The following is a 15807-nucleotide window of genomic DNA, read 5'->3' as shown; positions in this document are numbered from 1 at the left end:
AGTCCATGGCTCGGTCTGAGATGCCCGAAGCCTTGCTGCAAACTGCCTACTGGCTGAGAACCACCCTTGACAGTATTGCTGATGCGGTCATTGCCGTTGATGCTGAAGGCCGCCTGACCTTTCTCAATGCGGTCGCTGAAAAGCTGACCGGCTGGACCTTCGAGGATGCCGAAGGTGTCGATCTGGACCAGATCCTTGTTCTCGTCAATGCCGATACCCGGAATACGGTCAAAAATCCGGTGTTCAACGCACTGAATAAAGGCGTGGCAGTCGGGCTTGCCAGTAATACGCTCTTGATCGCACGCGATGGTACCGAGCGCCCCATAGACGATAGTGCAGCGCCGATCCGGGATCGTCAGGACCGCATCGCTGGCGCTGTGATCGTGTTCCGGGATATTTCGGAGCGAAATGCCCAGGCCCAGAAGATCGAAGATGCCCTGGCCTATGCCACTAATATCATCGGCACCATGCGTGAGTCCCTCCTCGTGCTCGATCACGGGCTGAAAGTGGTGTCCGCCAACAGGGCGTTCTACGAAAACTTTCATCTAAGGCCTGAAGAAACAGAAGGGGAGCTCATTTACGCGCTGGGTGGCGGTGAGTGGGATTCGCCTGAGCTGAGAAGGCTGCTCGAGGAACAGTTGTTGTTCGAGTATTCGGACTATGAGGTGCAGCGGTATTTCCCGGGTCTTGGTTTCAAAGTGCTGCAGCTTAACGCGCGGCGGATGCAGTCACCTGAATACGGTGAACTTGTTCTGCTGGCCATCGAAGATGTTACCGAACGCAGGCAAGCTGAAGAGAAACTGCAGATGGCGCGTTCGCGACTGGACTCTACGCTGGGGGCAGCTGAAATCGGCACCTGGGAGTTTGATCTGCTGTCAAATCGTGTGTGGGCTGACGCCAACCTGGCCGAAATGTTTCACATAACGCCAGCAGAGGCGGCCGGCGGCCCTGTAGAAGCTTACATCCGGTCCATTCATCCAGACGATCGGGTACGCGTGAATTCGGCGATTTCGGACGCCATCGAGCAGGATCATCTCTTCGAAGCGGAGTATCGCATCGTTGGACCGGGGAGATCTGTGCGTTGGGTCGTCGCGCGGGGACGGCTGGAAAAGAATGCTGCAGGCACAGCGATTCGTCTGCCGGGGGTTGCAGTCGATATTACCTCACGAAAACAGGCCGAGCGTCGGCTCAAGGAGTCCGAGAAACGATTTCGACGGTTATTTGAATCGGCAAAGGACGGCATCATCATTCTCGATGCCGAAAACATGAGTATCATCGATGCCAATCCGTATATGACCGAGTTGCTCGGCTATTCCCAGCAACAGTTCAAGGGCAAGCAGCTTTGGGAAATCGGCCTCTTCAAGGACAAGCAGGAAAGCAAGGAGGCGATGGAAGCGCTCAAGACCGAAGGCTATGTCCGTTACGACGATTTGCCATTGGAGACCAAGCAGGGCCGGGTGCAGGAGGTCGAGTTTATCTGCAACGTCTACGAAGAAGACAACCGGATGGTGGCGCAATGCAACATTCGAGACATCAGTGAGCGCAAGGCAATGGAGCGGCAGATCAACAAGCAGACTGCTGAGCTGGCCGATGCCGACAGGCACAAGGACGAATTTCTCGCCATGCTCGCACACGAGTTGCGAAACCCGCTGGCGCCGGTCTTCAACGCGCTTGAGCTGATCAGGCATGTAGGCCACGAATCGCAGCCCCAGCATGATGCTCGTGGTGTCATTGAAAGGCAGGTGCGCCATCTTGCGAGACTTGTAGATGACCTGACGGAAGTCTCCCGCATTTCCAGCGGCAGGATCAGGCTCAGCCGGGATCGGGTGACAGTTAATCAACTCGTCGAGCGGGCGATCGAGCGTGTGCGACCACTGATCGAGCGTAAACACCAGACGCTGAAGCTCTCGTTCAGTTCTGTTGACCTTTATCTCAACGCAGACGCCACGAGGCTGGAGCAGGCCATAGGCAATTTGCTGAACAACGCCTCCAAATACAGCGGAAGCGAAAGCGTCATCCGACTGATCGTTGCTCAGCATGGCCAGGAGGCAGAAATCCGTGTAGTAGATGAAGGCGTCGGCATCGAGGCCGATTTGCTGCCACGAATATTCGAACTGTTCACGCAAGGCGATAAATCGCTGGATCGTTCAGAGGGTGGTCTGGGCATTGGGCTGGCGCTGGTGAAAAGCCTGATCGAGCTCCACGGTGGCCGCATTGATGCGAAAAGCGCTGGCCATGACAAGGGCAGCGAGTTTGTGGTGAGACTGCCGCTGGATCAGAGCAGGCAAGACGCAGCTGTTTCGGAGTCCGGCGGAGACTCCGCTACAGCGTTCGTTCCTATGCGTATCCTCGTAGTGGACGATAATACCGATGCTGCCCAGATGACCGCCATGCTGCTTGAAATGTGGGGACATGATGTCAGAACTGCTCATGACGGTACGGCTGCACTCGATCTGGCACAGGCGTTCAAGCCTCAGGTGATACTGCTCGACATCGGTCTGCCGCTGATGAATGGCTACGAGGTGGCAGCACGTCTGCGGAAGCAGCCAGATTTCAGGAGGGTCTTGCTGGTTGCCATGACTGGCTATGGCCAGGAGGACGACCGCAGGCAATCGCGGGAAGCTGGCTTTGACGAGCATCTGGTCAAACCAGTGGAAGCCCAGGTGCTGCGGGATTTACTGGAAGCGTATCAGCCACACAGCGTCAATCAGTCCTCGTAGATCATTTTGCGGGTCATCCCGCCGTCGACCACCAGATTCTGACCGGTAATGAATCCTGCTTCCGGCGACAGCAGGAACGCGACTGTCGCGGCGATATCGGCGGGTTTACCGACGCGTCCGACTGGGTGCTGCTGATGATCGCGTTCACCAAGGTCGGCCTGCTGCCGTTCACTGCGCTTCTGCCATCCACTCACATCGATCCAGCCGGGGCTCACAGCATTCACGCGTATATCGGGACCCAGACTGATCGCCATCGCATGTGTCAGAGCAAGTAAGCCGCCCTTGCAGGTGGCGTAGGCCTCGCTATTCGGCTCCGATTGTAATGCTCGAGTCGAGGCCATGTTGACGATGCTGCCGGCATTCTGCCGCAGCTGAGGCAAGGCGTATTTGGAAACGAGAAAGGCACCGCTCAGGTTGGTATTCAGAACCCTCTGCCAGTCAGCGAAGTCGAAACGCTCAAGCGGTGCATTGTACGGGTCTGCTATTGCCGCATTGTTGACGACGCCATCGATGCGACCAAAGCTTTGTATCGCGGTATCGATGCTGGCCTTGACCGAAGCCTCGTCAGCCACGTCAGTCTGGATGAACTTCAGTCGCTGACAATGCTCTTCGTACGCGTCGACGAGATCGGCACCGGCTTCTGCGTCAATATCCGCGGCCAACACTTGATGACCGCGCTCGAGCAGATATTTCACGATCCCCCTGCCGATGCCCTGTGCACCGCCAGTGATATAGATTACCTGCTTTTGCCTCATCCGCTGCTTGTCGGCCAAAGTCATGCCTCCGTCTGTGAATTCTCGATTTGCTGCTCCGGATTGGCGAGTACATAAATATCGCCGTCGAACATGCCCTGAATCGTGAGCTTCTGTGTCGAGAGGGCCTTCAGATAGCTGAGGTGTGCCTCTTCGATCCGCTGGCCCGGCACCAGCAAGGGGATGCCCGGCGGGTAGGGCGTTACCAGAGCACAGGCTATTCTTCCTACGGCTTCCTGCAGGGGTATGGATTCGCGACGACCAAAAAACGCCTCCGACGGCAGGCATGCAAGATTGATAGGTGGAATACCATCAGGTAGCCGGTGCTTGGACCGGCTTCTTATGAGGCTGACCTTGCCGTCGTCGAGTTTCTTGAGGGCGTTGTAGAGCCTGACCATCTTCGAGCGCATGCCGCCTAGTGTCAGCAGTACCAGCAGGGTGGAGTGCGTAAACTTTTCGATCTCCAGTCCCACTTCGTCCATGAGATAGCGGTGAATTTCCTGGTTCGAATATTCCAGCGCTGATATGTCGATAAGGATCTTCAAGGGGTCGTGCCCCATGTTATTCGACTCGAAGTGGCTGAACATCTTCGCGAAATCTTCAGGCCCGAGAATGCGGATACGCTTGAAGCGGCTAACCTGCTGTTTGAGCTCCTCAACGTTGCGCAGCAGCGTATTGAGGATCTTGTAGCCCTCCATCTCAAGCTGTTTACGACAGACATCGAGCGAAGCAATCAGCTGGTACTTCGGCGAGGTACTGACATAGATGTTGTAGATTTCCTTGAAGTAGTCCTGGTCGAACTCTGGGTCATTTATATGGATGTATGAGGCTTGCGAGAAGGCTGAGACGACCTTGTGGGCCGAATGGGTAACGTAGTCGGCGCCAGAATTGATGGCTGAGTAATGTCTGAAGCGCGGGTGGAACGAGGCGTAGGCGAACCAGGCTTCATCGATGAAGACCTTGATGTTGTGCGCATGGGCTTTCTGCACCACCTGTTCCAGATCGATCAATAGGCCGTCGTAGGTGCAGCCGGTGAGCACCAGCAGTTTGGCGTCGGGATTTTCATCGATAGCCGCGCTGATGTTTTCCAGTGAAGGGGGCGCAAAGATACCGTACTGCGGGTTCAGTATACTGTCGAGATAGATCGGCATGGCGTATGACTGAACTACGCCATAGTGGACGGACTTGTGACAATTACGATCGATGATAGCCTTGTCGCCAGGCCTGAGCAGAGTCTGCAGAACGATCTTGTTCGACGTGCTTGATCCATTGGTCACGAAGTAGGACTTGCGAACATCGAAGGTGTAGGCCACGGCTTCCTGCGCACGACGGATGGCGTTGGTGCTATCGGAAAGCGAGCCCAGGGAATCGACTGAGACCGAGAGGTCGCTCACGAATACGTTGCGACCGAAGAAGTCGTAGAAGTCCTTTATGTAGGACGAATTACGAAAGCTCGCGCCACCGCTGTGTCCCGGCGTATGCCAGGAATCATTGGCCTCGACTACATATTTCCGGTATGCGGTCCAGAACGGCGTGTCACAGCGATCGTCATAGTCGTTGATGATGTAGCCGAGAATCGACTCAGGATCCGATATGATGTCGTTGCGATAGAAGAAGGATTCCATGGCCCGCGTGTCGTTGACGATCTCGAGGCCTCTTTCGGCGTCACCAAGCACATACACCGGAAGTTCATGACGAATATGCTTGATCGCATCGATCACGACCGCATTGTTGTCGACCTTGCCGCTGCGATCGACATCGATCTCTCTCCAGTTGGTACTGACGTCCCAGCTGAATACGACGGCCTGGATGTCGCCATCGTTCCTGACCGCCTCGAGCGCGCTCCTGACGTTGTCGGCCTCAAGCACCACGATGTCAATATCCTGCCGTTCGAAGGTGACGATGGTCTTGGTGATGTTCTCGACAATCTGGCTGAGCAGCGCAGCGTCATCTTCTATTATCAGTATCTTGAGCGTAGGGCGCATCTTCTCTCCGTGCCGTGGTCATACGTTTTGTGCAGAGTGTAGTGGCGAGGGCGACGTCTGTCAGCCGAAGACGTGTCAAACGCGCCGGCTGCTTCTAACGTACCAGTGTCTGTTCTATTCTTTTCGCCAACCAGAGACTTCGTTATGTTTACGTCAGTTTTACTCAGGCAATGCACTTTCATTTGCCTGCTCGCCGCAATGCCTGTGGCTGCGGAGTCTGCTCCAGCAGGCAAAACATGCCTCGATACCGTAGGTACCGATGAAATCGTGCGGCAGGTCAATGCGCTGCGTGCGAGCAACGGTCTCGGAAAGGTTTCAGTATCACCGGCCCTGACGACAGCTGCAGAAGTTCACAGCCGCTCCATGCGTGAGCGGAGTGAAATGACGCATGCAGGCCCTGATGGTACGCGTGTTTCAGACCGGGTGAAGAAACAGGGCTATCGCTATAGGGTGGTGGCAGAGAACGTCGCAGCCGGACAGGAGAGCGTCGATGCTGTGATGACAGCGTGGAAGAATAGTCCCTCGCATCTCGAGAACATACTCAGGCCGCGGATAGTCGAAATTGGTGTCGCCTGCTTCAGCGAGAATGTCACCGACTACGGCACCTGGTGGACCATGGTGCTGGCAGCGCCTCTGGAGGAAAGGTGATATGAACGGTTCTGGTACAACCCTGCCTGATGACAGCCCGTTTCGAAACCAAGACCTGGCACTGCAGGACGTGCAACTGATCATCTTCGATCTTGACGGCACGCTGGTCGATTCCGTACCCGACATTGCCGTCAGCGCGGATATCATGCTGCAGCAGATGGGCTTGCCACCTTGCGGTGAGGGCGTGGTTCGCCATGCCATAGGCAACGGCATCGACAGACTGGTGAAGCGTCTCCTCACAGGAGAGGTCGACGGTGAGCCCGAAGCGGCAAGCTTTCAGAAGGCACTGCAGTTATTTCGGGCCGCGTATGCTGAGCACCTCTGTGAGCAGTCCCGCCTGTACCCCGGTGTAGAGGATACCCTCAAGGTTCTACACGAGTCGGGTTTCAACCTGGCCTGCGTCACGAATAAGGCCGAAGCGTTCACCTTGCCTCTACTCGAGGCGCTAGGCATCCGGCAGCTGTTCGACGTGGTGGTCTCGGGCGATTCGCTGGCCAGGAAAAAGCCCGACCCGATGGTTCTTTTCCATGCTGCTGCGCATGTCAATGTTCCGATTGGCAGAAGCGTCATGGTCGGTGATTCGAAGCACGATATCGCGGCTGCGAAAAACGCTGGTATGACAAGTATTGCTGTGCCATATGGCTACAATCACGGCGAGGATATTCAACTGTCGGATCCAGATGTGCTCGTGCAGAGTCTCAACGAACTACCAGCGCTGCTCCGTGGTTGAGTCCTTGAGTGTAGCGGTCGATAGAGCCTGGTATGTGTATATGCTGAGGTGTGCTGATGGCACGTTCTACACTGGCATCACCACAGACTGGCAGCGACGTGAATCGGAGCATAACGAGTCAGACCGGCTCGGCGCGAGATACACCCGCTCAAGGCGTCCGGCGCAACTTGTCTGGCTGGAGTTGCAGCCAGACCGCGCTGCAGCCTGTAAACGGGAGTATGCAGTCAAGCGCTGGACCAGGGCCGCAAAGCTCAAGGCTGTTTCTGACTACACGCACTCCTGATACCTAACTGAGGGTCGGCTGGCCCTGCAGGGTTTCCCTCATGCCTAGCCAGGCGTGTATGCACACCGCGCCCAGTATGAAAATTCCGCCAAACAGGGTAAGTGGTGGGATAATCTCGCCCAGCACCAGCCAGACCCAGACTGGCCCGAGTACGGTCTCTATGAGGAGAAAAAGGCTCACTTCCGGCGCAGGAATATACCGGGTGGCCGTCAACGCGCAAATCCAGGCGATCGGGATCTGCACCAGACCCATCACCATGAGCCAACCGAGGCTCTCAGCTTCAGTGCCAAGAGGATCTGCAAAGGGCAGGGCGAGCAGGCCGGCGACCGCCCCGCTCAATGCCAGAATGGGAATGAGTGGCAGGGCCGCATACTTCCTGAGCAATGTCAGCGTCAGCCCGGTGATCAATGCAATCAGCAGGGCCAAAAAGCTGCCGACTACATCATGGAGACCGTCACCGAAACCCGCCGCACCAGCAAAAACCACCACGATGCCCGTGGTCGCCGCCAGCGTCGCAATGACCGTGCGCAGGCGAATCCGCTCGCCCAGGATAAACCAGGAGAAAAGTGCGGCACAGAAGGGCGTGCAGCTGAGAATAAGTACGGTGTTGGCTACCTTGGTCAGTTTGATGGAGAACACGAAAAGAGAGGAGCCCAGTGCATACAGGGCAGCGATGACGAGTGTGGCGACCCAGAATTGCTTCAGCAGCCGGATTTGCGACAGCTGACGCGCGGCAACCAGATAAATCGTGAGTGCCAGACACACCAGCCAACCACGCCAGAAGACGATGTCCCAGGCGGCCACGTCGGCGAGTCGCACGAGCAAAGCATCGAAACTGAGAACAAACATTCCAATAGCGGCTAGCGTGACGCCTGTGCGATGGTCATCCTGTTGTAAGCCAGTCCTGGCAAAGCGATTCAAGGTTTTGCGGGGGGCGCCTGCTCTGACGCCTCCAGGCCGGGCCGGTCATAGCTGAGCGGGAAATGGATGGTGAATCTGGTGCCGTCTGCAGGCGCTGATCTGACCTGAATGCTGGCGCCAAGGGCTTCACAGAGTCTCTTCACAATGGTCAGACCTATGCCTTCTCCCGAGAACGCGCCAGCTGGTTTTCGGATTGGTTTATCCGTTTCCAGCTCGTGAGCCAATGAGGTTGGGTGAGTACAGTCGATGCCAGGACCTGAATCACTGATTTCGATGGCCCAGCGTTCCTGTTCCCGCTCAAGATACCACGCCAGGTTCACCTCACCTTCCAGCGTGTACGTGAGCGCATTGATCAGGATATTCTGCACAATCCGACGAATCTTCTCCGCGTCAGTCTCGACGATGAGCGAATGCTCGCCGGAGGTCGAAAGTTTCAGATGCTTGCCGTGCGCAACAGGCCGATACTCCTCGGCGAGTCTCGTCAGCGTCTCAGCAATATCGACCGATTTCAGCTGGGCCTGGTCTTCACCAGATTCCAGACGGGACAGATCGAGCAGGGAGTCCAGCATGGCCTTGACCGATGCCACGCCACGTTCGAGGCTTTCCAGCGCGTCGCCAAACACCTTGTTCGGCTGTTCGGAAACTTTGAGAACGGCAGTGGCGCCTGCAATGGCGGACAAGCCTCCCCGCAGATCGTGTGTGGCCTCACGCAAAAGTTGCGACCGCGAATGGGTGGCCTCTTCGAACTGATCATGGATCGCCTGCAGTTCATTGGCGACACCACCGGCCTCTCGTTGGCGTAATGCCTCGAAACATCGAACACTTTCGCTCAGGGCATTCTTGATGAAGTCTGCAAACCTGGTGAACACGAGCGCACGCGCCGCGTGATCCGCCTGATGATGCTCGTGGAAAAACGCGTCAAGTTCGTTGATGAGTATCTTGTTGAGGTTACCCCAGTCGCGGATGAGTTGCCTGAGACTGAAGCCCTGCTTCCAGCGATGCTGACTGTGAAGATCGAGCACCTTGGCGTCAGGCGCGAAAAAAGCATGGTCGCCGCAGGCTATCGTTTTGGCCAAGCCCTCGATGGCATCGGGAATATCGTCAAGAAATGCTTTCCGCGAGAGCTTGGTAACGATGATGCCCAGCGCGTCGTCCTGCTTACAGGCCTCGAACCACTTCTCTATAATGACATCTAGTCGAGCATTCAGATGTGCGCCGCAGTCCTTCAGCACGTCAGTCACGTCTTATTCCTCCTTCACCAGAATCCACACTCTAAATGGTTCAACCCCAAGGTTCCATGCACATGTACATTTTTACAGGCTCAACTCGGTAGACGGGTTTGGCTCATGTGTGCTGGGGGCAACCCTGGCTAATTGAAAGCGCTCACACTCAAGACGCTGGCCGAGCGCTGACGACATAGAGCTTGGACAGATTGCTGGCGTCGACCCGCCCAGACACCACGGAGGCAAGCGACACCTCTTTGTCGCCCTGGGTGGAAAAGGACTCCACTTTCACAGTGCCAATCTGCTTGCCTGGTAGCTCGAGCAGTATACCCGATTGTGGACTCCTGACTATCTGGCCGGCAATCATCAGCTTGAACTCGTCGCCCACTGCAATGCCCTGAGACTGACCGCCTGCAAGCATATACATGCCGTCCTGTTCACCGATGAGTGGTGCACGCCAGGGCTGGTCCAGGAGATTGTTCACCAGAGGGTTGAGGAGCTGACCAAGCGCGGCGGCAATGGCCTTGTCGTCGAGTGATGCATCGTAGGCAGCCTTCTGACCGGCTCCAGTCGTATTGACCTCAGCAGACGCCTCACCACTGGCCTCTTGTGAAAAGATGATCTGGCCAGTCCTGACGTCAATCAGCCGCACGTCGACTTTGGCACGAGCTGTCTGAATCTTGTTGCGGCTGAACATGCCCACTTCGCTCTCGGCCGAGCGGCCGAACTCGGAGATCGAGCCAACAATGAGATAATCAGCACCAATCAGCTGTTGTTGGGCGCCAGGGTATCCCTTCTCTGCAGCTGCGGTCGTGAGGTCCGAACGTTCTACCATCATGAACTTGCCGGTCTGGCTGAGTCGGCGCGATAGCATTGCCATCGTCTGCTTGCCTGCCTGCTCATCATTCTGGTCGAGCGCAGAGGCATTACGATGTCGGGTTTCATCGGTGAAGCGTGCTATGGCGACCTTGCGCTTGAGCGTCCTTTCGACTTGCACAGTGGCGGGGCCGGTTTTGCTCTGCCGTGCACTGGCCTCAGCGAGATCGCTGGTTTCCGGGCCTGTCATGCCAGAACAGGCGCCGAGAGTGAGACTGGCGAACAGAGTCATCGGCAAGAGAAGGTGTCTGAACATAATGGCTCTGCTGCGGCAGCATCCTGAAGAATTCGACCTTAAGCATAGCGCGTAACACGATGCCGAAGCTGGCAGGAATTCGGGGTACGGCCGGCGAATTTCAGAATTGCGGTGCAGTTCTCAACGCCGGGGTTTCGCGCGTGTGGTGGGTGGCGCATTGGCTGGATCATCAGGCCAGGGATGTTTTGGGTAGCGCCCGCGCATTTCCTTTGCCACCTCTCGGTAGCTGCCGCTCCAGAAGCCGGGAAGATCACTGGTTAGCTGCAATGGTCGTTGAGCCGGCGAAAGCAGTTCCACGAGCACAGGTGCGCCGTTTGGCAGCCTTGGGTGCTGCTTCAGTCCGAACAGCGCCTGCAGGCGCACTCGCATTACCGGTCCTCGCTCTTCACTGAAGTCGAGTGCCACGACCTGACCATTGTCCAGAGCCATTGATGCCGGCGCGATCTGGTCGACCAGAGTCCATTGTGACCAATCGAGACGCCGCTTAAGGGCTGAGGTCAGGTCGAGCCGGCCTAGAGAAGCAAAGCCTGAGGCCTGATCCAGGTCAGGGCCGAGCCACTCATCCAGAACCTCGGGACTCTGCAGCAGGGCACGGTCGCTCATATCCGGCCACTGTTCAGGGTGCTGCTGATGCAGCCACTGCAGCCGGGCTCGAAGCTGTCGGGTCGCCTCGTTCCATGGTAGCTGGGCGCAATTCTCAACTGCGAGCTGACGCAGCAGCTGTTGCTTGACTTCAGAGGCAACCGCCAGCGGCCACGGGCGCTGCATAGGCTGTGCGCTGATCACCAGCTCGCCGAGCGTCTGCTGACTTTCCACCTCCACTGTCTGACGCTGCCGATTCCAGGCGATATGCTCACGTCGCACGAATAACGGTGCCAATGCGCTTTCGAGTTGACGCCTACTGAGCGCGCACGCTAGCGCTATGGTGAGTTCTCGTGCCTGACTTTCGCCGTGACGACCGTTGCCGAGACTGCCGCCCGCCTGACCGGAGGTATCCAGCACGACCAGGTATGCGCTGCCCGCCAGACTATCCTCGTTATGAAGCCTTACACCGCGGCCATCTGCCATTCGATACCGCGTCGCACTGTTTTCGCGGAGCTGGGCCACCCGGTCTGGCCACGCTTGCGCGAGCGCTTCAGCAATCCCCTCCAGATCGGCCGATTGGGGACTCCAGTCGATGCTGGTTCTTCGCGCCAGCTGCTTGATAATCTTCTGAAGACTCTGCCAGGTGGATCGCTGGAGCACACCGAAGCTAGGTGAACGCTGCCAGAGGGCCAGTCGCAGGCGGATGTCGCTATGTGGCGCCTCACCTGGAAAACGCAGTGGATCGCCTTCGGATAGTAGTGCGGCGCAGGCCAGCGCTGCCGAAGCCAGCTCGTCATCACGATGGCTCAACAAAAGCTGGCCCAGGCGCGGATGCATGCCAAGATCGGCAAGCCGGCTACCCTGTGGCGTCAGACCACCATCAGCTTCGATGGCGCCAAGATCGTGAAGGATGCCGCGTGCGGCTTGCCACGCCACCGGTTTCGGCTGACTGGGCAAGCTGAATTCATCAAAGGCGGTCAGCCCCCATTTGGCGAGTTCGAGCGCAACTGGCACCAGATCGGAAGTGAGGATATCCGGCTCATCGAATAGGCTCATGGTGGCTTCGTCGGCATTGCTCCATAGCCGATAGCAGACACCAGGTGCCATCCGTCCAGCTCGACCCTCTCGCTGTCGGGCAGAGGCCAGAGAGATCTTTCGGGTTTCGAGCGTATCGAGACCTCGCCGCTCGTCGTAGCGTGAGACGCGCGCCAGGCCACTGTCGACGACGATGCGGATCCCTTCAATGGTCACGCTGGTTTCAGCAATGTTGGTCGACAATACGACTTTTCGTTGACCCGCGGGCGCCGGTCGAAGCGCTGCCAGCTGCTCTGACTGTGGCAGCGACGCATGGAGGCTATGCAAAACAGTAGCCGACGGCAAAGACTCAAGCAGCGTTCGTCTGACCTGATTGATCTCGCGGAAGCCAGGCAGGAAAACCAGCGCATCACCAGGATCAGCAGCCAATGCCTGCAGAATCACCTGGGAAACATGTTGACCGACAGGTATTCTCGAAGCGCTTGGCCGGTGGCGAACTTCAACCGGAAACAGGCGGCCCGCGGACTCATGGAATGGTGCCTCCAGCCACTCCGAAAACTGGCGTCCGTCCAGTGTGGCCGACATGACCAGCAGGTATAGAGGATCAGCTGACTCCCGCAGCGCCAGTTGTGACTCAACTGCAAAAGCCAGGCTCAGGTCCATTGCAACGGTGCGCTCGTGGAACTCGTCGAACAGCACCGCAGACACGCCCTCCAGCGCCGGGTCGTTCTGAATCCAGCGCAAAAAAATCCCATCGGTGACGACTTCGACCCTGGTCGCCTTCGAAACAGCGCTGTCATGTCGCGTACGATAGCCGATCGTCTGTCCGACCGGTTCTGCGAGCATGCTTGCCATTCGGTTGGCTGCCGCAAAAGCCGCCAGACGCCGGGGCTGGATCAAAATGATGCGGCCGGACAACCAATTGCTATTCAGCAAGGCGATCGGGATGGCCGTGGTCTTACCTGCACCAGGCGGCGCCTGCACGACGACACGATGCTGCTGCCTGAGCGAAGCGAGTACATCGGCAAGTATGGCGTTAATGGGTAAGTGCTGGTCTGGCATGTTGGGTCTGCAAATCACTGTCGGCAAGGGGGGAACTACTGCGAGACTGGCGCCGTAGACACTTCACGATTCAAGCTACCATAGAACGCCAGGCCATACTGTCGCCAGTGGCGCCAGCACCAGCTGTAGGCGTGCGGAATAGGGAGAGCCCGTGGAAACGCAGGAGAACGCTCCGAAAGAAGCGAACAAGCCCCGAATTCTTATCACAGGTGCGAGTGGCCGAATTGGCACCGCACTCAGCAAAGTCTTCCAGAAAGAGTACCATGTTATCGGTCTGGATCGCAGCGGGCCGGGAGACGAGAAACGTCCGGCGGACCGGGTGCTTGAATGTGATTTGACCAATCCCGAGTCCATCCAGCTGGCGATGAACAAGATCATCGAGGCCCATGGAGAATATCTCGCCGCCGTCATTCACCTTGCCGCTTATTTCGATTTTACCGGAAAGAAGAGCCCGCTCTACGACGAGGTGAACGTTCAGGGGACGCGCAATCTTCTTAAGGCGCTGCAAGGTTTCAAAGTCGAAAGATTTCTTTACGCTTCGACCATGCTAGTGCATCAGCCTGCCGTGCCCGGCAAGAAGATCGACGAAACCACACCGCTCGCTCCGGGCTGGGCCTATCCTGAGTCGAAAGCTGAGACCGAGGCCGTAATCGAACAGGAGCACGGCAACATACCTTATACCCTGCTGCGGCTCGCAGGCCTCTACGATGACGAATCGGCGGTGCCCACGCTCAGCCAGCAAATTGCGCGCATCTATGAGAAAGCTCTCAAGAGCCATGTCTACTCCGGAGACCTGATGACAGGGCAGGCTTTCCTGCATCAGGAGGATATGATCGACGCCTTCATTCGGGTCATCGAGCGGCGTAACGAATTGGAGCAGAACGGCAGTATCCTGATCGGTGAAGATTCAGTGATGAGCTATCAGGCTTTGCAGAACCGAATAGGGGAACTACTGTTCGGCGAGGCGCAATGGCAGACCATGGTGGTGCCAGAGCTGATCGCAAAGCCTGGTGCCTGGTTGCAGGTCAAGGCAGAGCCAGTGGTGCCGGATGCGATCGATCAAGGCGAAAAACCTTTCATCCGGCCATTCATGATCGAACTTGCTTCCGATCACTACGATCTCGATATCCGCAAGGCGAAGGCCCAGCTCGGCTGGGCGCCGAAGCACAAGATCTACTATGGATTGGAAGCACTGACCGAGAACCTTAAAAAGGATCCTTTCAGCTGGTACAAGCGCAACGGCATCACACCGCCCGACCGTGTCGAGACTGCAGAAGAAAAGGATCGCAATGCGGAAACACTGCGGAGTGAGTACGACAAAAAATATCGTGCACAGCACAGGCGCAGTCTCTGGGCGCATTTCATCAACATGGCGCTGGCCTGCTGGTTGATCACCGCGCCGTTTACCCTGGGGTATCAATCTTCGGCAATGATCACCAGCGATATGGCTTCGGGCGCTGGCCTGCTGCTCTTCGCCACCCTGTCGTTATCGCATCGGCTGAGTGCCTTGCGGTGGGTCAGCGCCGCAATAGGACTGTGGGTCCTGTTCGCACCGCTAGCCTTCTGGGCGCCGACAGCAGCTGCCTATATGAACGGTACCTTGGTCGGCATGCTGATTATTGGTTTTTCTGTTGCTGTGCGACCAACGCCAGGTGTTGCCAGTGTGGCTTTGATGACTGGTCCAAGTATTCCTCCAGGATGGTCCTACTCGCCGTCCGGTTGGTTCCAACGTGCACCTATAATTGGCCTGGCGGTCGTTGGTTTCCTCATATCCCGATATCTGGCTGCCTATCAGCTTGGCCATATCGACGGAATCTGGGACCCGTTCTTCGGTGGTGCGCTCGATAATGAGAAAAACGGTACCGAAGAAATAATCACTTCCCGTGTTTCTGAGGCGTGGCCGGTTCCAGATGCAGGTCTTGGTGCCTTGACCTACGCCCTCGAAATACTCACTGGCCTCATGGGATCGAACCGACGCTGGCGCACGATGCCCTGGCTGGTCATACTGTTCGGAATCATGATCGTTCCGCTGGGCGCCATTTCGATTTTCTTTATCATCATCCAGCCCATTCTGCTCGATACCTGGTGCACGCTCTGCCTCTTGGCGGCTGCAGCGATGCTTATCCAGATCCCGTACTCTGTCGATGAGCTCGTCGCCACGGGGCAGTTTCTGTGGCGCAAGAAGAAAAAAGGGCGCCCACTGCTTCGAGTCTTCTTCATGGGCGACACCGATGATGGACCAAGCGACGATATCGAAGAAGATTTTGAGCAAAGGCCTCGCCGAATACTGGCTGAAATGCTGAGTGATCTTCGCATACCCTGGAATCTCGGACTCTGCCTGCTGGTCGGGCTCTGGTTGATGCTCACACGCCTCACCATTGGACAGACCGGTAATATGGCCAACGCAGACCATCTGATCGGTGCCTTGGCAATCACTGTTGTGGTCACGGCGTTCGCGGAATGTGCCCGACCACTGAGATTCCTGCTGATTCCACTGGGCCTGGCGCTCTTTGTCACGCCATTCGTCTACGAGACCGACATCATCGGTATGATCACCAGCTTCGTGAGCGGCGCGTTACTTATTGGCCTGAGCATCAGACGCGGCGCGATTAATGAACGATATGGTTCCTGGAATCGTCTGCTCGTTTAGCCCGTCATGCCAGATATCGAATCGTCTGGCGTGCTAACCAACTTGGCCGGGCGCCGCGATAGAACAATTGGCAAAATGGGC

The 15807-nt window shown here is 57.0% G+C and carries 11 protein-coding genes; 5 read left to right on the top strand and 6 right to left on the bottom strand.

What is annotated here, in order from left to right:
* Nucleotides 1–5 precede the first annotated feature (5 nt).
* Nucleotides 6–2720, top strand: coding sequence for a PAS domain S-box protein (locus tag ACH3PB_RS12510; RefSeq protein ID WP_416395306.1), 2715 nt, complete (start codon nt 6–8; stop codon nt 2718–2720).
* On the opposite strand, the gene ACH3PB_RS12505 is transcribed toward ACH3PB_RS12510, so the two are convergent.
* Both ACH3PB_RS12505 and ACH3PB_RS12500 read right to left on the bottom strand, forming a co-directional pair.
* A complete protein-coding gene (locus ACH3PB_RS12505) occupies nt 2708–3499 on the bottom strand; it encodes an SDR family oxidoreductase (RefSeq protein WP_416395304.1) in 792 nt (263 codons plus the stop codon). The genes ACH3PB_RS12510 and ACH3PB_RS12505 overlap by 13 nt on opposite strands.
* Entirely contained in the window at nt 3496–5457 is a 1962-nt protein-coding gene (locus ACH3PB_RS12500; protein WP_416395302.1) for an aminotransferase class V-fold PLP-dependent enzyme, read from the bottom strand. Before ACH3PB_RS12500 ends, ACH3PB_RS12505 begins: the two co-directional genes overlap by 4 nt.
* A gap of 144 nt (nt 5458–5601) precedes the next feature.
* Between ACH3PB_RS12500 and ACH3PB_RS12495 the strand changes: the two genes are divergently transcribed.
* The 3 genes from ACH3PB_RS12495 to ACH3PB_RS12485 are packed head-to-tail and all read left to right on the top strand — an operon-like array spanning nt 5602 to nt 7118.
* Nucleotides 5602–6105, top strand: a complete 504-nt coding sequence (locus ACH3PB_RS12495) for a CAP domain-containing protein (protein WP_416395301.1) — start codon at nt 5602–5604, stop codon at nt 6103–6105.
* 1 nt (nt 6106) lies between these two features.
* Nucleotides 6107–6835 (top strand): phosphoglycolate phosphatase, encoded by a 729-nt coding sequence (locus tag ACH3PB_RS12490; RefSeq protein ID WP_416395299.1) that lies wholly within the window; start codon nt 6107–6109, stop codon nt 6833–6835.
* A 40-nt stretch (nt 6836–6875) separates the two neighbouring features.
* Nucleotides 6876–7118: a GIY-YIG nuclease family protein gene (locus ACH3PB_RS12485; RefSeq protein WP_416395297.1), complete on the top strand. Its 243-nt coding sequence runs from the start codon at nt 6876–6878 to the stop codon at nt 7116–7118.
* Between the two features lie 3 nt (nt 7119–7121).
* Here ACH3PB_RS12485 and ACH3PB_RS12480 read toward each other — a convergent pair whose 3' ends face one another.
* The 4 genes from ACH3PB_RS12480 to hrpB form a co-directional block, all read right to left on the bottom strand.
* Complete coding sequence (locus ACH3PB_RS12480) at nt 7122–7967, bottom strand: DMT family transporter (RefSeq protein WP_416395295.1); 846 nt, start codon at nt 7965–7967, stop codon at nt 7122–7124.
* 68 nt (nt 7968–8035) lie between these two features.
* On the bottom strand, nt 8036–9280 hold the full coding sequence (locus ACH3PB_RS12475; protein ID WP_416395293.1) for a sensor histidine kinase: 1245 nt from the start codon (nt 9278–9280) through the stop codon (nt 8036–8038).
* A gap of 148 nt (nt 9281–9428) precedes the next feature.
* On the bottom strand, nt 9429–10394 hold the full coding sequence (locus tag ACH3PB_RS12470) for a CsgG/HfaB family protein (protein WP_416395291.1): 966 nt from the start codon (nt 10392–10394) through the stop codon (nt 9429–9431).
* A gap of 120 nt (nt 10395–10514) precedes the next feature.
* Nucleotides 10515–13076 carry an ATP-dependent helicase HrpB gene (gene hrpB, locus ACH3PB_RS12465; RefSeq protein ID WP_416395289.1) on the bottom strand — a complete coding sequence of 854 codons (2562 nt, stop codon included), beginning with the start codon at nt 13074–13076 and terminating at the stop codon, nt 10515–10517.
* Nucleotides 13077–13227: 151 nt separating this feature from the next.
* Between hrpB and ACH3PB_RS12460 the strand changes: the two genes are divergently transcribed.
* A complete protein-coding gene (locus tag ACH3PB_RS12460; protein WP_416395287.1) occupies nt 13228–15726 on the top strand; it encodes an NAD-dependent epimerase/dehydratase family protein in 2499 nt (832 codons plus the stop codon).
* Nucleotides 15727–15807: the final 81 nt, after the last annotated feature.

Origin of the sequence: Allohahella sp. A8 (assembly GCF_047946665.1) — a bacterium.
Taxonomy (GTDB): Bacteria; Pseudomonadota; Gammaproteobacteria; order Pseudomonadales; family Oleiphilaceae; genus Allohahella.
This window is presented reverse-complemented; position numbering and strand designations above follow the sequence as displayed.